Raw genomic sequence first — 21798 nt, 5'->3', positions numbered from 1 at the left:
AATCCGCTTGCGCCGATCTGCGGACAGATTATCTCATTATACCAGATACCCGGAGGAGGAGGCCCGCCATGACCCAGACCCTGAAAATCGCGCTGATCGGTGCCGGTTTCTTTGCCCGCAACCAGCTGTTCGCCTGGGCCGGGATCGAAGGGGCAGAGGTCGTGGCGATCTGCGACCGTGATCCGGCGCGGCTGCAGGCGGCAGGCGATGAATTCGGCGTCACCCGCCGCTATCAGGATGCGGCCCAGCTTTTCGCTGACGGTGGCTTTGACGTGGCCGATATTGCAACCACGGTCGGCTCGCATCGGGTGCTGGTCGAAATGGCGGCGGCAGCGGGGGTGCATGTGATCTGCCAGAAGCCATTTGCCACGACCCTGGCCGATGCGAAAGCCATGGTCGCGGCGGTTCAGGCCACAGGCAAGACCCTGATGATCCATGAGAATTTCCGCTGGCAATCGGCGGTGCGCCAGGCAATCGACGTGGTTCGCCAGGGCGCGATCGGCGAGCCCTTCTTCGGCCGCGTCTCTTTCCGCTCTGGCTATGACGTGTTTTCGGGCCAGCCCTATCTGGCCGAGGGAGAGCGGTTCATCATCGAAGACCTCGGCATCCATATCCTTGATATTGCTCGCGCATTCTTTGGTGACGTGGCGCGGATCGCGGCCACCACCCGCCGCGTGAACCCGAATATCAAAGGCGAGGATGTCGCCACGATGCAGCTTTTGCATAAATCCGGCGTGACCTCGGTGGTGGATTGTTCTTATGCGACAAAGCGCAGCCGCGAGACATTCCCCGAAAGCCTGATCGAGATCGACGGGACAGAGGGCACGCTGCGCCTTGAGGCCGGCTATAAGCTGGTGATCCAGCGCGACGGCGGATCTGAGGTCCGCGATGTCAGCCCGCCGCTTTTGCCCTGGGCCGAGCGCCCCTGGCACAACATCCAGGAAAGCGTGCAGATTATCCAACAACATTTCGTGGATTGCCTGCGTCAGGGGCGCCAGCCGGAAACCTCTGGCACCGACAATCTGCAGACCTTCGCCCTGGTTGAGGCGGCCTATCTGTCAGCGGCTGAGGGGCGCTCGGTCGATCCGGGGGCGCTGTGATGGATCTGATCGCACTTTACGGCACCGCCGAGCCGCCAGGCCAGGTTCAGACCATCCGCCATGGCCGGGTTCGCCTTGGGCTGCAGGATGGCGTGATCCGTCACATCCATGTCGGCGAGACCGAGATCATCCGCCAGATCGCCTATCTGGTGCGCGACCGTGACTGGGGCACCGTGCGCCCGGAAATCGGCGCAATCACGCGGCAGGAAGAGGCAGGCCGGCTGCACCTGTCCTTTCCGATGGTATTTCACGCGAACGGGGCGCGGCAGGATGTGGAGCTGTCGCTGATCATCACCGATGACAGCCTGGAATTCAGCGCAGAATCGCGCATTTCCGGCATGTTCGAGACGAATCGCACCGGATTTACCGTGCTGCATCCGATCAATGGCGTCGACGGGGCGCCCGCCCGCGTCACCCATAGCGACGGCCAGGTCGAAGACAGCCATTTTCCCGATCTGATCGAGCCATGGCAGCCCTTCATGGATATCGTCAGCCTTGAGCATCAGGCGCATGGCATGACCATCACCTGCGCTTTTGAGGGCGATACCTTCGAGATGGAGGATCAGCGCCAATGGGGCGATGCCTCATATAAGACCTATAACCGCCCGCTGGCCCTGCCCTGGCCCTATCAGCTGCAAGATGGTCAGATCCTGCGCCAGGCGGTGCGCCTGTCCTGGCAGGGTGAGGGGCGGGCCGCCGCCCCTGGCGCGCCTGAGATCGCTGAAAACACGCGATTTCCCCAGATGGCGCTGGTCGTCACCGCTGATGAGGCCCGCAGTCCCGCCGCCGCCGAAGCGCTTTCGCTGGTCAATCCGCAGCGCATCCTGTGCCATGTGGATGCCACCCTGACAGAACCCGTCTCAAGCCAGCTGGCCGCTTTCGCCGCGCTGCAGGGCGGCTATGGCGGTGCGATTTATGACCTGGAACTGATCTGCCGCTTTCAGCATTCGCCCGACAGCGAGCTTTCATCCCATGCGGTCGCCCTGCGCGGCGCGGGGCTGACGGTGGCCTCGGTTTTTGTCTGCCCTGGGGTTGATCGCCAGTCGACGCCGCCGGGATCGGTCTGGCCTGAATGCCCGCCGCTCGACCAGATCCACCAGGCCGCCGCCCGCGCCTTCCCCGACCATATTCGCGGCGGTGGCATGGCCAGCTTCTTCCCGGAACTGAACCGAAAACGCCCGCCCGCCGGTCTGGATTTCATCAGTCACGGCATCTGCCCCATCGTCCATGCTGCCGATGATCTGGCGGTGATCGAGATGCTTGAGGCCGTGCCCCATATCGCCCGCTCGGCCCGCGCGATTGTCGGGGCGGCTGAATATCGGATCGGCCCCTCGACCATTGCGATGCGGCAAAACCCCTATGGCTCGCGCACGATCCCGAACCCTGACGGCGGGCGCGTGGCGATGGCCGATGACGATCCGCGCCACCGCGCGGCCTTTGGCGCGGCCTGGGCGCTTGGGCTGGCAACCGCGCTGGCCCCCTTCGGGCCTGCGGTCTGGACACCTGCGGCGCTGTTTGGCCCGCGCGGATTGGGGGATGGTGCCTGGCCGATCACCGGCCTCTTGCGTGAGCTGGCCGCCGGGGCCGGGCAGCCGGTGCGACTGGCGCAGATCGCTGGCGGTCTTGCCCGCCTGCAGCTGGGTGAGCGCCTGTTCCAGGCCAATCTGACCGACGCGCCCCTGGCCGGGCTTGCGCCTTTCGGCTGGTCGGTCTCTGCCGCCTGAACTGCGCGCCATGGGCGGGGGCGGCTCTTCGCCTCTTGCCCGCATCGGGGGACTGCGTCAGAGATAAGCGATATTTCAGCGATCTGCTGTCTGACCCATTTCGGAGGCCCCTCATTTGCAACGCGTCCTGATCACCGGCACGGCTGGTTTCATCGGCTTTCACCTGGCGCAGCTTTTGCTGGCCGAGGGCTACCGCGTCCACGGCTATGACGGCATGACCGATTACTATGACGTGCGCCTGAAACAGCGCCGCCATGCCATGCTTTTGCAAAACGGAAATTTCTCGGCCACCGAGGGCATGCTTGAGGATCAGGTGCTTTTCGATCAGGTGGCGGATGAGTTCCGCCCCGATGTGATCGTCCACCTCGCTGCCCAGGCGGGCGTGCGCTATAGCCTGGAAAATCCCCGCGCCTATATCGACGCCAATATCGTCGGCACTTTCAACGTGATGGAGGCCGCCCGCCGTCATCAGGTAAAGCATCTGCTGATGGCCTCAACCTCATCCGTATACGGCGCGAATGAGGAAATGCCCTTCGTTGAGACAGAGAAGGCCGATACCCAGCTGACCATCTACGCCGCCACCAAAAAGGCGACTGAGAGCATGGGCCATTCCTATGCCCACCTGTGGAACCTGCCCACGACGATGTTCCGCTTTTTCACCGTCTACGGCCCCTGGGGCCGCCCGGATATGGCGCTTTATAAATTCGTCGATGCGATTCTTGAGGACCGCCCGGTCGATATCTACAACCACGGCGAGATGTATCGGGACTTCACCTATGTCGAAGACCTGGTGCGCGGCATCCGCCTGCTGATCGACGCGGTTCCGGTGCGGCCCCAGGACAAGCAGGTGCCAGAGGGGGACAGCCTCTCGCCCGTTGCGCCCTGGCGGGTGGTCAATATCGGCAATTCCGACAAGGTGCGGCTGCTGGATTTCGTGGATGCGATCGAGGCCAGTGTCGGCAAGCCCGCGATCCGCAATTTCATGGAGATGCAGAAGGGCGATGTCCCCGCCACCTGGGCCAATGCCGATCTGTTGCAAAGCCTGACCGGCTATAAGCCGCAGACCGATTTCCGCGATGGCGTCGACAGGTTCGTGGCCTGGTTCCGCGACTATTACGGCAAGTAAGTCAGCCACCCCGAGGCATGATCTGATCCGGGCTGCGGGCCGGATCAGATCAGCCTGCCCTCAGTTCCAGGCGTGGCGCGGCGGGTTTACCCCGTTCAGATAGTAATTGCCGACATGGTAGAATTTCCAGCGCACCGGATCATGCAGCGTATGGGTGCGGGCATTCCGCCAGTGCCGGTCCAGCGCGTGCTGCGCCAGGGTCGAGCGCGTGCCGCTCAGCTCGAACAGTTTGTTTGTCGCCTCAATGGCGATCTGGGTGGTCAGCACCTTGGCCTCGGCGGTTTTGATCGTGGCCTCTGAGACATTTTCCAGCGTCGGATCGCTGAGGCCCAGATCGATGGCCCGCCCGGCGATGTCCAAAAGCGCCTCGGCAGCATGCAGGCGGATCTTCAGATCGCCGATTGCCGCGATGGTATAGGGATCTTCGCCCGCCGTTTCCTTGCCACTGTCGACCCAAGGGCGGCTTTGTGTGGTGACAAAGCGGATCGTCTCATCAATGGCGTTGCGCGCAATCCCGGCGTCAATCGCCGCCTGGATGATCTGCGAGATTGGCCCCTGCACGGTCGGCACCGCCGTCACATCCTGCAGCTTCACCGCCCGCGCCTTCGGCACCCGCACATTCACCGCCCGAACCGAGCCCGAGGCCGTCGTGCGCTGACCAAAGCTGGACCAGTTGTTGGTGATGGTCAGGCCGGGCGTCTCGCGGTCGGCAAAGACCAGATAGGCGCCGTCATCCCCGACCGAGACAATCGGCACCAGATGCGACAGCAGCGCCCCGGTGGTGTAGAATTTCTCGCCATTGACCACCGCCTCATCGCCTTCAAACGTAACGCGGGTCTTGAAATCCACCACCGTTTTGCCGCCAAACTCGGAAAAGGCATTGCCAAAGCGCAGCCCCTGCAGCGCCCAGCCAAAGATCTCGCGCTTTTCCGCCTCGGTTGCGTCAATCGCAATCAGGCCAAGGATCGCCAGATGGTTCTGCGCGATCTGCGCCACCGCCGGATCGCCCGAGGCCACAATGCTGACCGCCTTTGCCAGCGTCGCATAGGACAGGCCCGGGCCGCCGAATTCCTTTGGCACATTGATCGACCAGATGCCGCTTTGCGAATAAAGATCCAGCTCGCGCAGCGGCAACAGCCCTTCGCGGTCGCGCAGCGCGGCGTCTTTGGCCAGCTCGGCTGCCAGCTCGCGGGCGGCGCGGATTGCGTCTGCGTCATCTTTCAGGATATGCGCCGGGCGTTCGGGGCGCGGGCGCGGCGGCACCGGATCATCCGAGTTGACGCGCGGATGCAGGCTATAGTCGATCGGGGTTTCGGGCAGGGTTCCCATGGCTGTTCCTTTTGCAGCAGATCGCAGTCAACAGCCCACCCATGCCTGCGGGCCAAAGGCCGCGCCGGTCACGTCAGGATGTTGATTTCAAACGACTGTTTGTGGGTTGCGTTGCAGCTAAAATCGCAGCAATCGGGGCATGGAACAAGCTGGCGGGCTTCTTTTCACACCCGGCTCTGCAAGCGGTTTATGCTGTGCAGAGCCGGGGCACGGTGAAGATTTTCCCCGCCGACCGGATGGGGCTAAATCCCCTCAGATCGCCTGATCATGCGAGGGCTTTTCCCAAAGATTGACCCCGCCTTCGACGGCATAGCGGTCGATCTCGGTCAGCTCGTCTTTGGTGAACTCCAGCATCTCCAGCGCGGCGACATTCTCTTTCACCTGCGCCGCCGAAGAGGCCCCGATCAGCGTCGAGGTCACCCGCGGATCGCGCAGAACCCAGGCCAGCGCCATCTGCGCAAGGCTTTGCCCGCGCCGATTTGCGATATTGTTCAGTGCGCGGGCGCGGGAGATGTTCTCCTCGCTGAGGTGCGCGGCCTGAAGCGAGCCGCCGCCCGCCCGGTTGACCCGCGCATCCTGGGGGATGCCGTTCAGGTATTTCCCGGTCAACAGCCCCTGGGCCAGCGCGGTAAAGGCGATGATCCCGGTTCCGGTCTCTTCGACGGTGTCCAGCAGGTCTTTCTCGATCCAGCGGTTGAAGAGGTTGTAGGACGGCTGGTTGATCAAAAGCGGCACCTGACGCTCGCGCAAAAGGGCGGTGATTTCGCGGGTCTTCGCCGCCGAATAGGAAGAGACGCCGACATAAAGCGCCTTGCCCTGTTTCACTGCGGTCGCCAGGGCATCGGCGGTTTCTTCCAGCGGGGTATGGGGGTCGAAACGGTGCGAATAGAAGATGTCGACATAGTCGAGGCCCAGCCGCTGCAGGCTTTGATCCAGGCTCGCCAGCACATATTTGCGCGAGCCGCCGCCCTGGCCATAGGGGCCCGGCCACATATCCCAGCCCGCCTTGCTGGAGATGATCAGCTCATCGCGGTAGGCGGCCAGATCCTCGCGCAGGATGCGGCCGAAATTCACCTCGGCCGAGCCATAGGGCGGGCCGTAATTATTGGCCAGGTCGAAATGGGTGATGCCATTGTCAAAGGCGGTGAAGACGATCTCGCGCTGCGTTTGCAGGGGCGTGGTGTCGCCGAAATTGTGCCACAGCCCCAGGGAAAGCGCCGGCAGCTGCAGCCCGCTGCGCCCGGTATAGCGGTAATGGCCGCGATTGTCGGCATAGCGGTCGGCGGCGGGGATATAGGTCATGACTTTCCTTGGTCTGCTATGGGAATCGGTGATCGTATTGGGGCGCAGTATAGCGGGGAACGGGCGTGCAGTCTGTCATCCTGTGCCCGGGGGCTGTGCCCAGGGGTTGCCAACCTATGGCAGGCGGCTGTCGCGTGCTTTGGGGGCGAAAAGCGCAAAAGCGCCACCCAGGGCCAGCAGCGCGGCCCCGGCCTGGAACAGCTCTGGCCGATAGGATTTGGGGATCAGCCAATAGTCGATCGTGCATAAAGACAGCATCAGCTGGCAGATATAGCCCGGCCGGCCCCAAAGGCAGCGCCCGGCCTGGGCATAGCTGCCATAGCCCTCGGACACGATATTGCCGAAGATCACCAGCCACCAGGCCAGCGCCAGCCCCGTCAGCGCCGCGCCCGCCCAGAGCAGATGGCCCGGACGGATTTGGGGGCGGATCTGGGGACGGATGCGGGTTTGGCGGCGTTCAGACATCTTCCAGCACCCCCAGCCGCGCAAGCAACCTGCCCCGCAGCGCGATCAGCGCGGGGTCATCGCGACGGCGAGGATGCGGGCGGTCGACCAGCAGCTCTTCGACGATCTGCGCCGGGCGGGGCGAGAAAAGGATCACCCGATCCGCCAGCAAAAGCGCCTCTTCCACGTCATGGGTGACCAGAATGGCGGTAAAGCCGCGATCCTGCCACAGCCGGATCAGATCTTTTTGCAGGTTCAGCCGGGTCAGACTGTCCAGCTTTCCCAGCGGCTCATCCAGCAGCAAAAGCCGCGGGTCATTGACCAGCGCCCGGGCAATCGCCGCCCTTTGCGCCATGCCGCCTGACAGCTGATGCGGCCAGGCCTCGCCGAAGTTTTCCAGCCCGACAAGGCGCAGGGCCTCATCAACGCGGTCGGTTTTGCCTGTCAGCTCACCCCGGGCCTCGGGGCCGGCCTGAACATTGCCGCGCACCGTGCGCCAGGGGAAAAGCGTCGCCTCCTGGAACACAAGGATCCGGTCTGGCCCGGGCGCGGTAATCGGCTGCGTATCCGCCAGGACCTGGCCCTTTCCGGGCGTCTCAAGCCCGGCGGCCAGCCGCAAAAGCGTTGATTTCCCACAGCCCGAGGGGCCAAGCAGCGCCACAAACTCGCCCGGCGCGATGTTGAGGCTGACGTTTTCCAGCACCGGCAGCAGGCTGCCGCCGATGTCATAACCATGCGAGATATGGTCGAATTTCAGCCCAAGCGGGGTTACGGCAGACATCAGACGATCCCCTTTTGCCAGCCCAAGAGCCTGTCGCGGATCACGAAAAGCAGCCTGACCAGGCCCGCGCACAACAGCGCCATGATCAAAAGCCCCGCATAGACATTGGCATAGGCCGAATAGGCGGTGTTGAATTGCAGATACCAGCCGAGGCCGAATTTCGCGCCCAGCATCTCGGCCACCACCAGCACCGCAAAGCTGTAGTAAAGCCCCATGAACAGCCCCACAAAGACATTGGGCAGCGCGGCGGGGATGGCGATTTTCGTCACCTGCCAGCGGTTTCCGGCCCCCAGGGTCCGCGCCACGTCGTAATAGGAACGGCTGACCTGCGAGATGCCCGAGGCCGTCAGGATCGCCACCGGAATGCCAGAGGCCAGCGCCACCAGAAAGACTGAGGCCTGGAAGGTGGTGGGAAAGACAAAGAAGGCGCAGGGGATCCAGGCGCTGGCCGGAACCGGGCCGATCAGCTTCAGAAACGGCATCCCCCAATAGGCGAAGCGCTTTGACCAGCCAAGGCCGATCCCGGCCAGAAAGCCCACAGAGATGCCGAAGAAAAACCCAAGGCCCCAAAGCCGCCCGGTATAGGCGATGCACAGAAGCAGGCGGTCCCAGTCGGAAAGATAGACATGCAGCAGGCCCTGGGGCGGCGAGAAGAAGGGCTTTGGCAGCCAGCCCAGCTTGGCCGTCACCACCTCCCAGATCAAAAGCCACAGGCCCAGCACGATAAACCAGGGCCCGTAATGCACCAGCCCCGGGTTGCGGGCCGGGGTGACCAGGAAGGCCAGCGCCAGGAAAACCAGTGCGATCACCCCGGTAAGGATCGCAAATCCCCCGGTTGCGCCCCATTGGATCACATCGGGCAGGAACCAGGTCACAGCCGAGGCCGACCCCCAGCTAAGCGCCGCCCATAGCCCGCCGCGCCAGATCTGAAACGGCACGACATCGGCAGAGGCGTAATGCCCCTGCCCTCTTTCAGAGATATCGCTCATGATATGGCTCAGGCGAAGATGTCGATGGTGATGCGGGCCGCGATCTCTTCGGGATCGGTCGAGGCATCGGCAACGCCGGTCAGCTTCAGATCTTCATAGCCGCGCTTTACCTCATCGCGCAGTTTGTCGCCGAACCAATGTTCGTGATAGGTGAAAGAGGCCAGAACCTCGGCCAGGGTTTCAACCGACATGCCGGGGCGCAGGGTGTCGAAATACCACTGCGCGACCTCTTCGGGATGGGCGGCGGTATATTGATGCACTTCCAGATTGGCGGCGGCGACGCGCTTCAGCGCATCCTGATTGGCCTCATAATAATCGCCATTCACGCCCAGAACGCAGCAGACGCGGTCCTGGAAACTGTCGGTCTGGGTATCGGCAACGCGGTGGAATTTGTGCTCTTTTTCCCAGCCGTAGGCCCAGGGATCCATATGCGCCAGGGCATCGGCCTCGCCGCGCAGCACAGCCTGGGCGACCAGATCGAAGGGGTAGACCTTCCAGGTGACATCCTGCTCGGGGTCAAGCCCCGCCTTTTTCAGCGCAACCGAAAAGGCCACGCGTGAGGGCGACATCACATCAAAGGTTGCAATGCTTTTGCCCTTCAGGTCGGTCAGCGTTTTGATACCGCTGTCCTGGGGCGTCAGAATGCTTTGGCAGCCCCCATGCGAGCCTGCGAAAAGCCTGACGTCAAAGCCCTGCTCGATCGGTTTCAGCCAGTCATAAAGCAGCCCCGGTCCGGCCTCGGCTTTGCGGGTGGCCAGGGCCTGGATCAGCGTCTGGCCGCTGGCGCCCTGATAGAACAGCTCTACATCAAGGCCGTGTTTGGTAAAAATGCCCTTTTCCAGCGCAAAGCCGATGGGCGCATGGCAGGCCGCGACCTCGGTCCATTCCAGCTTGATTTTGGTCAGATTGCCCGCTTTCGCGTAGAACGAGCTTTGCCCGGCCACCAGGCCAACCGCGCCAAGCCCCACTGAGGCCGCGCCGGTCTTCAGAAGTTTGCGGCGCGAAAGGCCGTTTTGCACAAAGCCTGTCATTTGGGATACCTTTGGATGTCTGGGGGCGCTGGGGATCGCAGGCGGCCTATTCAGCCGCCGCCCGGACCCGCACCGCCTGGGGGAAGATGGTCGCAAATTCGTCGATTGCCCGCGTCAGACGCGAAAGCGCAGGCTCGGACGTCAGCTGCCCATCGGTGAAATCGCGGTCAGAGACATGGACAGCGGTCGAAAGCACGCGGGCCTCGAAGAAGGCAAACAGCGGGCGCAGCTGATGCTCGACCGCCAGCGCGTGTTTCTCACCGCCGCCGGTTGCGGCGATCAGCACCGGCTTGCGCACCAGCGCGGCCGGGTCGATCAGGTCGATCAGATGTTTGAAAAGGCCCGGATAAGAGCCTTTGTAAATCGGCGTCGCCACGATCAGCGCATCGGCGTTCAGAAGGTTTTCAACCGCCCGCTGCCCGGCTTCGTCCAGATCAGAGATCCGCCGCGCCCGCCCGAGATCAGGGCCGAAATCGGCGACCTCGAACAGGCTGGTGCGGGCATTCAGCTGCGTCGTCGCCAGATCCAGCGCGGTGCCAACCAGGGCGCGCGTTTTCGAGGGTGAAGTGATATTGCCTGAAAGGCCTGCGATATGAAGCTGCGACATGCGGAATTCCTGAAACCCGACCGGATATGTCGAGATAGATCAGCTGCTGCCCGCCAGGCCATTCCAAAAACAGGGGCCAGAGCGGCGCGATTGTTCTTCGCCCCGTGAATTTCAGCCCCTATCCGGCGGGGGCCTCAATGGTGTTTTGGCAAAGCATTCTCTGCGGTGGCCTGGTCGCGTGGCATCCGTTCTGCGAAAGGGGGCTGAGAAAGAAGAAAGCCCTGTCGGCAACCAGAGGGATAATTTTTCGCCGACCGGGCCGTAATCGGTGGCGCGGGTCCGGAATTATTTTCCGCCCTGCCCTGATCCGTGGTGGCCGTCGCCTGCCGTTTGTGCGTTTTAGGGCATCGGGCCTGCCCAGGCTGGCGCGGCAGGCAACGCGCGACAGGCAACGCATGACGGGCAAAAGAAACGGCCCGATACCGAAGCATCGGGCCGCCAGACAGCTTTCATTGCCCTGCCCGCCTATAGCGACGGGCGGGGCGTTGGGTCTCAGAAATGAACCGATTTCGGATCCAGCGGCTTTTCGGCCGGCGGGGCGAATTTGGTCAGGTCGATGCCTTCAACGGCGGCCTTGTATTCCTCGGTCGAGGGGGTGCGGCCAAGGATCGCCGAAAGCACCACGACCGGGGTCGAGGCCAGCAGCGACTCGCCTTTCTTCTCGGCGGTATCTTCAACCACGCGGCCCTGGAAGAGACGGGTCGAGGTGGCCAGAACGGTATCCCCCTTCGCCGCTTTCTCCTGGTTGCCCATGCAGAGGTTACAGCCAGGGCGCTCGAGATAGAGGATATTCTCATACTCGGTGCGGGCCTGGGATTTCGGGAAGATATCGTCGAACTCAAAACCGGAGTAGCGCTGCAGGATCTCCCAGTCGCCTTCTTCTTTCAGCTCGTCGATGATGTTATAGGTCGGCGCGGCGACAACCAGAGGCGCCTTGAACTCAACCTTACCCTTTGCTTTCTCGACGTTTTTCAGCATCTGGGCGACGATCTTCATATCGCCCTTATGCACCATGCAGGAACCGACAAAGCCCAGATCCACCTTCTTCGTGCCGCCGTAATAGGAAACCGGGCGGATGGTGTCATGGGTATAGCGGCGCGAGACATCGGCGTTGTTCACATCCGGGTCGGCGATCATCGGCTCGTCGATCTGGTCCAGATCCACAACCACCTCGGCGAAGTATTTCGCATTGGCGTCGGGGGCCAGTGCAGGCTTTTCGCCCGAGCGGATCTCGAAGATGCGCGCATCGGCCTTGGCGATCAGGCCTTTCAGAACCTGGTTCGCATTGTCCATGCCCTTGTCGATCATGATCTGGATGCGGTGCTTGGCGATCTCAAGGCTTTCGATCAGCGTGTCGTCCTGGCTGATACAGATCGAGGCCTTGGCCTTCATCTCGGCCGTCCAGTCGGTGAAGGTGAAGGCCTGGTCGGCCAGCAGCGTGCCGATATGCACCTCGATGATGCGGCCCTGGAAGACGTTGTCGCCATGTTGCGCCAGCATCTGTGCCTGGGTCGCGTGAACCACATCGCGGAAGTCCATCCAGGGGCGCATCTTGCCCCGGAAGGTGACCTTGACCGATTGCGGGATCGGCATGGTCGCCTCGCCCGTCGCCAGCGCCAGCGCCACGGTGCCCGAGTCTGCGCCGAAGGCCACGCCTTTCGACATGCGGGTATGGCTGTCGCCGCCGATGATGATCGCCCAGTCATCCACGGTGATATCGTTCAGCACCTTATGGATCACGTCGGTCATCGCGTGATAGACGCCTTTCGGGTCACGCGCGGTGATGACGCCGAAATTATTCATGAAAGACATAAGCTTGGGGATATTGGCCTGGGCCTTTTTATCCCAAACGGATGCCGTGTGGCAGCCCGACTGATAGGCGCCATCGACCAGCGGCGAGATCACCGTGGCGGCCATCGCCTCCAGCTCCTGCGCGGTCATCAGGCCCGTGGTGTCCTGGGAGCCGACGATATTCACCAGCACCCGCACGTCAGACCCGGCATGCAGCACCTTGCCGGGGCTGACGCCGACCGCATTGCGGTTGAAGATCTTCTCAACCGCGGTCAGGCCCTGGCCTTCAATGCTGATCTCTTTGTTCGGCGCGAAAACCACCGGGGCCTCAATCCCCAGCACCTGGGCCGCGAATGTCTGCAGCTTTTTGCCGAACACGATGGCGTAGGACGAGCCCGCCTTCATGAACTCCATCTTTTGCGGCGTGAAAGAGCTGGCGACATCGACCAGCTCATTGCCGGCCTCATCTGTCAGTTTCTTGTTTTTCACGTCGATCTTCAGGACGGTGCCGGTCTCGACCGAGTATTTCTGTTCCAGAACCGGGTTGCCTTCGTTGTTGAGAACGGGCTTGCCGTCCTCGCCCAGCTGGCGGACCCAGTTTTTCAGGTTGATGCCGATGCCGCCGGTCACATCGACCGTGGTCGCAAAGATCGGCGAAATGCCGTTGGTGCCCGCGACGATCGGCGCAAAGTTCACGAAGGGCACATAGGGGCTGGCCTGTTTCCCGGTCCAGAGCGCGACGTTGTTCACCCCCGACATCCGGCTGGAGCCAACGCCCATGGTGCCTTTTTCGGCGATCATCATCACGCGGGCATCGGGATGCGCCTTTTGCAGCGCGACGATTTCCTGCTGCGCCGCAGGGGTGATCATGCATTGGCCATGCAGCTCGCGGTCAGAGCGCGAATGCGCCTGGTTGCCGGGCGACAAGAGGTCGGTCGAGATATCGCCTTCGGCGGCGATGAAGGTCACGACTTTGATCTCATCCTCAACGGCGGGCAGCTTGGTGAAGAACTCGGCCTGGGCATAGCTTTGCAGGATATCGGTCGCCACGGTATTGCCGTCTTTATAGGCGTCGCGCAGGCGGAACATATCGGCGTCGTAAAGGAAAACCTGGGTTTTCAGAACCTCACCGGCCTGGACCGCAATCGCAGCATCCGCGCCAAGCGCCAGATCCAGCAGAACCTCAACCGAGGGGCCGCCCTTCATATGCGAAAGCAGCTCAAAGGCGAAAGCCGGGGTGATTTCGGCCACTTTGGCCTCGCCCAGGATGATCCGCTTGAGGAACTTCGCCTTGACGCCAGCTGCGCTGGTGGTGCCGGGCAGCGTGTTATAGACGAAAAACTTCACCGCCTCATCGTGATGCGGGCTGGCCGCGTCCTCGATATGGGTGATCAGCTCTGCGACCAGAGCGCCATCATCGATGGGCTTGGGGTGCAGGTTGGCGGTTTTGCGGGTTTCGATCTCGGTCAGATAATCAGCATACAGGCTCATGGCGATCCCTATCGTCTAAGGGGCTGGTTCCAGCTGCAACCGGGCCTGAAATACGTCTGGCGAGCGGCAGCAAGCTAATTGTATGCAGATGTATACCGAGCATGCCGCAGTTGCAAGAGGCAACCCGCCCGGCATCTGAAACCGTGCTGCGATGCAGCGCAATTCCTGCGGCGAAGCCACCTGCCATTGCTATCCGTTAGCGGATCAGCCCCCCGCGCCACAAGCACTGCCTGCATCTGCGGGCAGGGGAATGCGACAAATCCGGTCTTTTGCCCTCAGCCGGTCAGAAAACCGCAGCCAAGAAACCGCAGCCAAGCGCCAGCGCAGGGGGGGCCAGAACCAGCGCCCGGTGACCGCCCAGATTGCGCCTGGTCAGCACCATGGCCAGCGCAAAGGCCGCCAGCGTCAAAAGCCCGGCCCAGGCCGATACGGCGACGGGCGCATTCGGCCATGTCGCCAGCGCAAGGATCAGCGAGGCCAGCAAAGCCAGCGCCCCGCCCGCCTGCCACAGGCGGCGGGCCAGCGGCCCCGGTTTACCGCCCCAAAGCTCTTCATGATGGCGCGGCATGGCCAGCGCCAGTGCCGTAAACCCCGCGTAAGACAGGATCAGGGATGCCCAGGGCAGCATGGTCATTCTCCGGCTACTCCTGTTTGGGGCACGCCTGTTTGGGGCACGCCTGTCTGGGCCACCGCAGCTGCGGGCGCGGGTTTGGCGGCGGGCGGGCGGCGATTGGCTTTGGGCTTTTTCTGCTGGCCGGGCCGCGCTTTCCAGGCGGCAATCGCGGCCACTGCGCCGCAGATCAGCGCCATAAGGTCAACCGAGGCCAGCACCATATTCCCCGCCATCAGCGCCTGCGGCAGCCCCGAGGGCCCGGTGGCCATATTCAGAACCGGCAGCAGCAGCGCAAGAACAGCGGTCAGCGCCAGCTGCTCGCTCCAGGACTTCTCCGTGCCGCGCAGGAAGGGGTGGATCGCGGCGGCGGCCCAGATCAGCAGGAAGGCGGCGATTTCAAGCCCGGCGCGGTTCTCTGCCGCCGCCGGGATCAGCCGATTGGCCCAGAAATACCCGGCCGAGGCCAGGCAAAGCCCGGCGATACCGCCGACATTCAGCCGGTCAACCAGCCGCAACCCGAAGGGCTGGACGCCCGATTTCGCATGTTTCATCGCCCGTTTCGACACCCATAGCACCATGCCGGTGCCGATCATCAGCGTCCCCGCCAGCCCGGCTGCAAAGAACAGCCAGCGCAGCCCGGTATCGGAAAACCGCGCCCGGTGCAGCGCCCCAAGCGCCATATTCACCTGCGCCACGACCGAGGCCTCTGGCACCCCGGTAGCCTCGATCTGCCGGCCCGTCAGCGCGTCAAAGCGCATCCGCTCCGATCCATTCGCGCCAGAGCCGCTTTGCACCGTCACCACCGACTGGCGCTGTGGCACCAGCAGGATTTCAGGCGTATCGGTATCGAGTTTTTCGATCTGGATCCGGCCAACGGGCATGCCGCCCCAGGCGGTTTCGGCCTGCGCCATCAGCGGCGCGATTGCGGTCAGCTGCGGCAGCGGGCGTGGGGGAGGGGCCTCGGCCACCTCAGCGGCGGGCTGTGGCGGACGCTGCGGCCCGCGCTCGATCACCAGGGGCATCAGGGTGGAAACAAACAGCACCAGGCCCGAGAAGGTGATCATGATATGATAGGGAAGCGCCAGCACCGCCGTCATATTGTGCATGTCCAGCCAGGAGCGCTGGCCTTTGCCGGGGCGGAAGGTGAAGAACTCCTTGAAGATTTTCTTATGGGTGATCACGCCTGAGATGATGGCGACAAACATCGCCATCGTGGCGATGCCGACGATCCAGCGGGCCAGCGCACGCGGCAGGCCATAAAGCTCAAAGTGAAAACGATAGAGGAAATCGCCGCCCGCTGTCTGGCGCGGGTGCAGGATCTGGCCGCTGGTCTGATCCAGAATGGCCGAGGGGCCGCCGCGCCGGCCAGGGGCCTCGCCCGGATTGCTCCAGGAGACCGAAAGGCTGGGATTGCGCTGATCGGGCAGGGTGATCGACCAGGACGGGGCGGCGGGTGCCAGCTGGGCCAGGCGGCTCAGGGCCAGGGGAACCGGGTCGCCTGCTGGCTGCGAGACATGCAGCTCCGGCTTCATCCAATAGGTGATCTCGCTGCGGAAATAGGCCAGCGTCCCGGTCAGAAAGATCGCAAAAAGCAGCCAGCCCAGCAGCAGCCCGGTCCAGGTATGCAGCCAGGCCATCGACTGGCGAAATCCGTTTTTCATGGGCGTGCCCCCGCGATTGTCGTCTCTGGCATCAGCCACCAGATCAGCGCGAAAATCGCGGCGGGCAGCAAAATCCCCGCCCAGGCCCGCCAGGCGTCACGCGCCGCAAAGGCCCAGATCGCGGCAATCGCAAAGACGATAAAGGACAGCATCAGCGCCAGCTGGCTGGCATCGCGCGGCTCGATCGGCACAAGGCGGCGAAAGGCCAGCACGAAAAGATTGGCCAGAAGATAGCCGCCCAAAATCGCCGCCGCACTGCGCGAGGCAACCATCAGGCGATAGCGCAGCCCCTGATCATCGGCGCGGGCGGGCGCGGCTTTGGCGGGCGGCGATAGGGCGGGGCGGGCATGTGCTGGCATAGGGGATCCGCAGAACGGTTGAGGGGGGCGGGCTCTGCCCAGGGCGCATCCGGCGGCGGGCCGGAACTCGTGTGCGCGCGCGCCCTGGACAGATCACGGCAGCTGGTTACGGCGCAGGCGTGGGAACAGACACCTGCGCCGCAATGGTCAGTGTTTTGCCGTGATGCGGGTCAGGTGATCGCCTTTGGCATCATCCTCGCCGCGGGCTTTGTTCACGGCGAAAACCACACCCTCGGGGCTGATTGCCAGGTGGTTCGGGAAAGACCCGCCATCAAGATTGGCGGTGATCTCGCCGCTGCTCGCATCGACCACGGTGATGGTGTCAGAGGCCCGGTTTGCCGCAAAAAGCTGGCCCGATGCCTTGTCGAACACCAGGTTCAGCGTCTGCGCCCCGACCGGCGTGTCAAAGAGCACCTTGCCCTCTGCGTCCAGCGCGATCACATCATCGCTGCCCTGCGAGGCGATGAAGATCCGCCCGGTTTCCGGGTCGATTGCCACGCCCGAGGCGGTTTTCGCGCCGGGCAGCGGGATGATCGTTGTCTCACGGCTGGCCAGATCGATCCGCGCCACTTCGGGCGTGCGCAGCGAAACGGTGTAAAGCTGGCCCTTATCCGCGTCGAGCGCCAGGCTCATGGTGCCGAACTGGCCGCCGCGCTCGGCGGATTTCACTTCAAAGCCTTCCAGCTTTTCCAGGCTTTTCAGATCGAATTCCTCGATCCGGGTGCGGTGGGTCGAGATCCAGGCGCGGCCACGGGCCGTGTCGATCACCACATCACGCGGCTTTTCAACCGAGCCTGCGGGGAATTGCTTGACCAGCGACAGATCATCCTGGCTGTAGATCGCCACCGAGGAGGTGCGGGTATTCGTGACCCAGACGGTGCCATTCTCATCGTCAACGGCGATGCCAAAGGCGCCGTAAAGCCCGTTTTCAGCGTCGAAATAGGGCGCGGCCTCGGCCAGTTTCTCCAGGGTTTTTGCGTCGAACTTGACCAGCGATGAGGTGCCCTTGTCACCGCGCCCGGTGGCCGAGGCGGTGAAAACGGTGCCATTTTTGGCGCTGAAGGCAACCTGATAGACGCCCGGTGCGGTTTTCACCGAGGCCATATCGTAATGCTCTGCCCCCGAAAGCGGGATGCGGGGCGAGATTTTCAGGTCGATGACCGCGGCGCTGTCGGGGCCCTCGGCCTCAACCACGATCGGGTGCTGGCCGATCACCGCATCAGGGGGCAGCACCAGCGGGAAGGTGAAGGCGCCCTCGGCGTCAGCCGACAGCCCCTCGGGCGAGATCAGATCGCCGCCACGGCTGAGGGTGACGATCTGGCCGGGGGCAAAGCCCGCGCCGGTCACCACGACCTCGCCGCCGGGATAGATGGCGCTGCGGTTCGGGCCAGAGGCGCTGACCTGGCCCGTAAAGGCTGCGGGCGCGTCAAAGACGGCATCGGCGGCGACCAGTGAGGTGCTGCCCAGCAACAGGGCAAAGGCAAAGGCGGAACGTGAGAGAATGGCCATGACGGCTCCTGCAAAAATGGGGAAGGGGCCAGCGCGGCGGCTGGCCCCCGGTATTGACGGGATCAGAAGGTTGAGGTCAGGCCCACAAAGAAGCGGCGGCCATCATTATAGCCGGTGGTGCCAAAGACCTTGTTGTCGACATTATAGACCGCGACCGAACCCATGACATTGTCGTTGAAGTTATAGTCGAGGCCGATGTCGAAGAGCGCATGTTCCTTGATCTGGCCTGCGCCGGAATCATAGGTCGAGCTGCGATATTGCGCATTGCCCCAGACCGACAGCGCATCGGTTGCCTGCCAGTCGATGCCCAGGTTGGCGACATGCAGCGGGCTGTTGTTGAAGCGCGAACCCACGGCATTGCCTTTGGTCACCTTGCTGTCGGCATAGGTATAGTTGAAGGCGAAATCGACATCGCCCAGCGTCCAGTCAACGGTGGCCTCGACGCCGTTCAGCTCGGCCGCGTCGCGGTTCACATATTGGTTGATCCATTTGATCGGATCGGTGGGATTGTTCATGCCGCAATTGGTCGGCAGACCGGGAACCGGCGTATCATGGGCACAGATCTGCTGGGTGGCGATCTTGTTCTTGAAGCGGGTGTGATAGGCGGTCAGCCCGACCTGGACACCGCTTTCCGATTCCCAGATCGCGCCGATCTCGAAGTTGGTGCTTTCCTCGGGTTTCAGGTTGCTGTTGCCCTGATCGCGGGCGCGGCCATCACCGCCCGAGGGCTCAAAGATATTGCTGTCAGCCTGTTTCAGCGTCGGCGTCTTATAGCCACCCGAGACACCGCCCTTGATCGTCAGCGCGTCCGAGGCATGCCAGACCGCATAAAGACGCGGCGTGATATGGTTGCCGTAACGCTCGTTCTCGTCATAGCGCAGGCCGAAGGTGATCGTCAGATCGTCGGTCAGGTGGAAATTGTCTTCCCCAAACAGCGCCCAGTTCCAGCGGGTCATCTTCGGATCGACATTGACGCGGTTGGGCGAGTGTTTGGTGGTCTCGTCGCGGTAATCAAAGCCCAGGGTCAGATCGTGGCGGCCAAGGCTGAGATTGGTCTTGCTGTTCAGATTGATCAGCGAATAGCCCGAGACGTTGTTGCCATTCTCGAAATCGACATCTTCATAGGTGACGAAGCTGTTGGTCTCATAGCCATCGCCCCAGGTGATCTTGTGACCAAGCGCATAGTTCATCCGGTCAACCGAGACGCCACCGGGCGTGCCGCCGACGGTCTGGTTCACGGTATCGCTGCTGCTGGAGACGACCTCGAAATCCAGGCCCTGGGTATCGTCAATCGCCCAGGTCAGCTTTGCGCCCAGGGTTTTGCGGTCGGTGTCCTGCGACTGATAGGTGATATTGCCACGGCTGGACACGGCGATCGCGGGCTTCGAGCGGTCATGCAGCGAGCCGAAGAACGCAAGCCCCAGCTTATTGGCGATGATCGGCCCGCTCAGGTAGAAGCGGCCCTCATGCGAATTGCCCATGCCCGGACGGTTATAGCTGCTGTGGCCCAGCGTCATCGAGCCCGACCAGACATCCGCCACCGGCTTGGTGATCACGTTGATCACCCCGCCCGAGGCCGCCGTACCATAAAGCGAGGACATCGGGCCACGGATCACCTCGATCCGCTCGATGGCCGAGGGCGGCGGCAGGTAGGACATCGCCAGGCCAGAGCCAAAGCCGTTATAGGTGGCCTCCTGCGAGTTGCCGATCGGCTTGCCGTTGACCAGCGTCAGCACATAGCTTTCGCCAAGGCCACGGATCGAGATGGTCTCAGCCCCTGAACGTGCCGAGGGCGAAGAGACGATCACGCCCGGCACATTGCGCAGCACATCGGCAATGGTCGCATAGGGTTTCGAGGCGATATCATCGCCATTGATCACGGTGATCGTTGCGGGCGCGTCGGGCAGGGCCTGGGCCTGGCCGGTTGCGGTCAGGACGATGGTGCCGAGGCTTTTTTCTTCTTCTTCCTCAGTGGTCTGCGCCTGGGCCTGACCTGCCAGCTGCGGCAAGGTCAGCGCCAGGGCCAGCGTCCAGACCGGCAGGCGCGTCAGCAGCTCTGCCCGTGCCGTCGGCCGCGTGGTTGCATGTTTCGTCATCCGTAGATCCCCTCTCGGTCCAATGCGAAAATCGCCTGTTACGGGGGCTTCACGCATTGGGGGGGCTGCCACTGAACCAATCGTCCAGGTTTTTTTGTCGGGTTTATGCAACAGCCATTCGGGCAGTCTGCGGGATTGCCCCGCTTTGACTGGACAAGCGGGCGCTGCGCCTCTTATGGGTCAGGCAGCCGGGGGCGGAAATCTGCCCCTACGCCAGCCTGTTTCTCTTGCCCCTGACCGTCTGGCCCTGCGCAATGTCCTCAACCGATACCGATAAAATCGGACAGCTTTACAGCGAGGAAAAAGACCGCCTTGAGCGGCAGATTGCGCGACGCACCGGCAATCCCTCGATTGCGCGCGACCTGGTCCATGACCTGTTCCTGCGCTTTTGGGAGCGGACTGCGGCAATCTCCGGCAATCCGGCGGCCTTTCTGAACCGCTCTGCCCGCAATATCTCGGTCGATCATCTGCGACGCGAGAGGGTGCGGCAGGCCTATGCCAATACCCTGCCTGAGGCCGACGCGCCGCGCGATCCGGCTTTTGAGACGCTTTCGGCCCGCCAGTCGCAGGACGCGGTCAAACAGGCGATCCGTGATCTGCCCGAGACCACGCGGCGCCTGTTTCTGATGAACCGGGCCGAGGGGCTGACCTTTCAGCAAATCGCCAGCCGCTGTGGCATGTCTGAACGCAATGTGGCAAAGCATATGGCGAAGGCCGTGGCCCATTGCGCAAGGGCCCTGGAGGATCAGCGCAGCGAATGACCGCATCAGTGCCGCCAGCAAGCCCCGGCCCCGGGGCCAGCCATGACCCTGCCGCAACCGAAGAGGCGGCGGACTGGCTGATCCGCATCACCGCGGATCCCGCAGAAAAAGACAGCGCCGCCTTTCAGGCCTGGCATGGCGATCAGGCCAATGCCCGCGCCTTTGCCAGGGCCAGCAATGCCTGGGATATTGCCGCGCTGGTCGGGCCGGATCTGGCAGCTGAACTGGCTGAGGAATTTGACATCCAGGCCGAGGCGGCACCACGCCCCGCCCGTCGGCCCCGCAATTCGCGTCGCTGGTCGCTGCTGTGGCCTGGCGGTGTGGCGCTGGCCGCCTCGCTTTTGGGGGCGGTCTGGCTGGATATGGTGCGCCCCGATCTGCGCCGCTCGCTCAGCGCCGATCACACGACTGCGCCGGGCGAATTGCTGGATTTCGCGCTGTCGGATGGCAGCCGGGCGCTGTTGGACGGTGGCTCGGCGCTGGATTTCGTGGCCGATACTGTCAGCCGCCAGGTCACCGTGCTGGCGGGCGCGGCCTGGTTTGATGTGACAAAGGATGGCCGCCCCTTCACCGTGCGTCTGGGCGAGACCGAGATCCGCGCCCTCGGCACCCGCTTTGGGGTGCGCGATTGCGGCACCTGCCTTGAGGTGACGCTGGAAGAGGGCAGCGTCGAGGTCACCGCCCCCGGCCATCCGCCGGTCATTATGCAGCCCGGCCAGCAGCTGCGGCTGGTGCCCGGTCGGCCCGCCCAGATCCTGGGGCTGGAAAGCCCCGAAGCGCTGGCCTGGCGCGAGGGCCGTTACGTCTTTTACGATGCCCCCCTGCGCGAAGTGGCCGGGGTGCTGTCGCGCCACGGCGCGGGGGCCGTTCTTTTCACCAGTGAGGCGCTGGCAGAGCGCCGGATTTCTGGCAGTATCCGTCTGGATACGGCCCAGGATGAGCTGCAGGCCATGGCCGAGGCGATGGGCTTTCAGATCCTGCCCCTTCCCGGTGGCAGCCTGTTGCGCTGACCGCCCTCTGATCCGCCAGATTTCTGCATAGCCAGACTTCTGAAAAGCCAGCCCGGCGGGCCAGCAAAAAATAA

The 21798-nt window shown here is 63.1% G+C and carries 18 protein-coding genes; 5 read left to right on the top strand and 13 right to left on the bottom strand.

Annotated features, from left to right (window positions below; all coding sequences use genetic code 11):
• Positions 1 to 68 precede the first annotated feature (68 nt).
• From HOY34_RS17535 to HOY34_RS17525, 3 genes are all read left to right on the top strand, one after another.
• Positions 69 to 1100: a Gfo/Idh/MocA family protein gene (locus HOY34_RS17535; protein WP_172365241.1), complete on the top strand. Its 1032-nt coding sequence runs from the start codon at positions 69 to 71 to the stop codon at positions 1098 to 1100.
• A complete protein-coding gene (locus tag HOY34_RS17530; protein WP_216654820.1) occupies positions 1100 to 2824 on the top strand; it encodes a D-apionate lactonase family protein in 1725 nt (574 codons plus the stop codon). The genes HOY34_RS17535 and HOY34_RS17530 overlap by 1 nt, the downstream gene beginning before the upstream one ends.
• A gap of 115 nt (positions 2825 to 2939) precedes the next feature.
• Positions 2940 to 3950 (top strand): SDR family NAD(P)-dependent oxidoreductase, encoded by a 1011-nt coding sequence (locus HOY34_RS17525; RefSeq protein ID WP_172365237.1) that lies wholly within the window; start codon positions 2940 to 2942, stop codon positions 3948 to 3950.
• 60 nt (positions 3951 to 4010) lie between these two features.
• Here HOY34_RS17525 and HOY34_RS17520 read toward each other — a convergent pair whose 3' ends face one another.
• From HOY34_RS17520 to HOY34_RS17460, 13 genes are all read right to left on the bottom strand, one after another.
• Positions 4011 to 5279: an SfnB family sulfur acquisition oxidoreductase gene (locus HOY34_RS17520; protein WP_172365235.1), complete on the bottom strand. Its 1269-nt coding sequence runs from the start codon at positions 5277 to 5279 to the stop codon at positions 4011 to 4013.
• Positions 5280 to 5531: 252 nt separating this feature from the next.
• Complete coding sequence (gene mgrA / locus HOY34_RS17515; RefSeq protein WP_172365233.1) at positions 5532 to 6581, bottom strand: L-glyceraldehyde 3-phosphate reductase; 1050 nt, start codon at positions 6579 to 6581, stop codon at positions 5532 to 5534.
• 114 nt (positions 6582 to 6695) lie between these two features.
• Positions 6696 to 7046: a hypothetical protein gene (locus HOY34_RS17510; RefSeq protein WP_172365231.1), complete on the bottom strand. Its 351-nt coding sequence runs from the start codon at positions 7044 to 7046 to the stop codon at positions 6696 to 6698.
• The gene (locus tag HOY34_RS17505; protein ID WP_172365229.1) at positions 7039 to 7806 is read right to left on the bottom strand and encodes an ABC transporter ATP-binding protein; all 768 of its coding nucleotides are present in this window, start codon (positions 7804 to 7806) and stop codon (positions 7039 to 7041) included. The genes HOY34_RS17510 and HOY34_RS17505 overlap by 8 nt, the downstream gene beginning before the upstream one ends.
• The gene (locus HOY34_RS17500) at positions 7806 to 8795 is read right to left on the bottom strand and encodes an ABC transporter permease (protein WP_172365227.1); all 990 of its coding nucleotides are present in this window, start codon (positions 8793 to 8795) and stop codon (positions 7806 to 7808) included. Before HOY34_RS17500 ends, HOY34_RS17505 begins: the two co-directional genes overlap by 1 nt.
• An 8-nt stretch (positions 8796 to 8803) precedes the next feature.
• On the bottom strand, positions 8804 to 9826 hold the full coding sequence (locus HOY34_RS17495) for an ABC transporter substrate-binding protein (protein ID WP_172365225.1): 1023 nt from the start codon (positions 9824 to 9826) through the stop codon (positions 8804 to 8806).
• A 46-nt stretch (positions 9827 to 9872) separates the two neighbouring features.
• Complete coding sequence (locus HOY34_RS17490; RefSeq protein WP_172365223.1) at positions 9873 to 10433, bottom strand: NAD(P)H-dependent oxidoreductase; 561 nt, start codon at positions 10431 to 10433, stop codon at positions 9873 to 9875.
• Positions 10434 to 10925: 492 nt separating this feature from the next.
• Complete coding sequence (locus HOY34_RS17485) at positions 10926 to 13715, bottom strand: bifunctional aconitate hydratase 2/2-methylisocitrate dehydratase (protein WP_172365221.1); 2790 nt, start codon at positions 13713 to 13715, stop codon at positions 10926 to 10928.
• A 283-nt stretch (positions 13716 to 13998) separates the two neighbouring features.
• Complete coding sequence (locus HOY34_RS17480) at positions 13999 to 14349, bottom strand: DUF3325 family protein (RefSeq protein WP_216654819.1); 351 nt, start codon at positions 14347 to 14349, stop codon at positions 13999 to 14001.
• The gene (locus HOY34_RS17475; RefSeq protein WP_172365219.1) at positions 14346 to 15989 is read right to left on the bottom strand and encodes a PepSY-associated TM helix domain-containing protein; all 1644 of its coding nucleotides are present in this window, start codon (positions 15987 to 15989) and stop codon (positions 14346 to 14348) included. Before HOY34_RS17475 ends, HOY34_RS17480 begins: the two co-directional genes overlap by 4 nt.
• Entirely contained in the window at positions 15986 to 16348 is a 363-nt protein-coding gene (locus tag HOY34_RS17470) for a DUF3649 domain-containing protein (RefSeq protein ID WP_172365217.1), read from the bottom strand. Before HOY34_RS17470 ends, HOY34_RS17475 begins: the two co-directional genes overlap by 4 nt.
• Before the next feature lie 147 nt (positions 16349 to 16495).
• On the bottom strand, positions 16496 to 17857 hold the full coding sequence (locus tag HOY34_RS17465; protein ID WP_172365215.1) for a hypothetical protein: 1362 nt from the start codon (positions 17855 to 17857) through the stop codon (positions 16496 to 16498).
• Between the two features lie 62 nt (positions 17858 to 17919).
• Positions 17920 to 19953 (bottom strand): TonB-dependent receptor domain-containing protein, encoded by a 2034-nt coding sequence (locus HOY34_RS17460; protein WP_172365213.1) that lies wholly within the window; start codon positions 19951 to 19953, stop codon positions 17920 to 17922.
• A gap of 254 nt (positions 19954 to 20207) precedes the next feature.
• Here HOY34_RS17460 and HOY34_RS17455 point away from each other — a divergent pair, with 254 nt between their 5' ends.
• Complete coding sequence (locus tag HOY34_RS17455) at positions 20208 to 20714, top strand: RNA polymerase sigma factor (protein WP_172365211.1); 507 nt, start codon at positions 20208 to 20210, stop codon at positions 20712 to 20714.
• Entirely contained in the window at positions 20711 to 21724 is a 1014-nt protein-coding gene (locus HOY34_RS17450; protein ID WP_172365209.1) for a FecR family protein, read from the top strand. Before HOY34_RS17455 ends, HOY34_RS17450 begins: the two co-directional genes overlap by 4 nt.
• Positions 21725 to 21798: the final 74 nt, after the last annotated feature.

Source organism: Pseudogemmobacter hezensis, from assembly GCF_013155295.1.
Classification (GTDB): domain Bacteria; phylum Pseudomonadota; class Alphaproteobacteria; order Rhodobacterales; family Rhodobacteraceae; genus Pseudogemmobacter; species Pseudogemmobacter hezensis.
Note: the sequence above shows the minus strand (reverse complement) of the source record. Positions and strands in the feature narration are given on the sequence as shown.

Bases quoted from the DNA above. Each gene is read 5' to 3' on its own strand.
- HOY34_RS17535 (WP_172365241.1), top strand. From the start codon at position 69: ATGACCCAGACCCTGAAAATCGCGCTGATCGGTGCCGGTTTCTTTGCC.
- HOY34_RS17530 (WP_216654820.1), top strand. From the start codon at position 1,100: ATGGATCTGATCGCACTTTACGGCACCGCCGAGCCGCCAGGCCAGGTT.
- HOY34_RS17520 (WP_172365235.1), bottom strand. From the start codon at position 5,279: ATGGGAACCCTGCCCGAAACCCCGATCGACTATAGCCTGCATCCGCGC.
- mgrA (WP_172365233.1), bottom strand. From the start codon at position 6,581: ATGACCTATATCCCCGCCGCCGACCGCTATGCCGACAATCGCGGCCAT.
- HOY34_RS17510 (WP_172365231.1), bottom strand. From the start codon at position 7,046: ATGTCTGAACGCCGCCAAACCCGCATCCGTCCCCAGATCCGCCCCCAA.
- HOY34_RS17505 (WP_172365229.1), bottom strand. From the start codon at position 7,806: ATGTCTGCCGTAACCCCGCTTGGGCTGAAATTCGACCATATCTCGCAT.
- HOY34_RS17500 (WP_172365227.1), bottom strand. From the start codon at position 8,795: ATGAGCGATATCTCTGAAAGAGGGCAGGGGCATTACGCCTCTGCCGAT.
- HOY34_RS17495 (WP_172365225.1), bottom strand. From the start codon at position 9,826: ATGACAGGCTTTGTGCAAAACGGCCTTTCGCGCCGCAAACTTCTGAAG.
- HOY34_RS17490 (WP_172365223.1), bottom strand. From the start codon at position 10,433: ATGTCGCAGCTTCATATCGCAGGCCTTTCAGGCAATATCACTTCACCC.
- HOY34_RS17485 (WP_172365221.1), bottom strand. From the start codon at position 13,715: ATGAGCCTGTATGCTGATTATCTGACCGAGATCGAAACCCGCAAAACC.
- HOY34_RS17480 (WP_216654819.1), bottom strand. From the start codon at position 14,349: ATGACCATGCTGCCCTGGGCATCCCTGATCCTGTCTTACGCGGGGTTT.
- HOY34_RS17475 (WP_172365219.1), bottom strand. From the start codon at position 15,989: ATGAAAAACGGATTTCGCCAGTCGATGGCCTGGCTGCATACCTGGACC.
- HOY34_RS17470 (WP_172365217.1), bottom strand. From the start codon at position 16,348: ATGCCAGCACATGCCCGCCCCGCCCTATCGCCGCCCGCCAAAGCCGCG.
- HOY34_RS17465 (WP_172365215.1), bottom strand. From the start codon at position 17,857: ATGGCCATTCTCTCACGTTCCGCCTTTGCCTTTGCCCTGTTGCTGGGC.
- HOY34_RS17460 (WP_172365213.1), bottom strand. From the start codon at position 19,953: ATGACGAAACATGCAACCACGCGGCCGACGGCACGGGCAGAGCTGCTG.
- HOY34_RS17455 (WP_172365211.1), top strand. From the start codon at position 20,208: ATGTCCTCAACCGATACCGATAAAATCGGACAGCTTTACAGCGAGGAA.
- HOY34_RS17450 (WP_172365209.1), top strand. From the start codon at position 20,711: ATGACCGCATCAGTGCCGCCAGCAAGCCCCGGCCCCGGGGCCAGCCAT.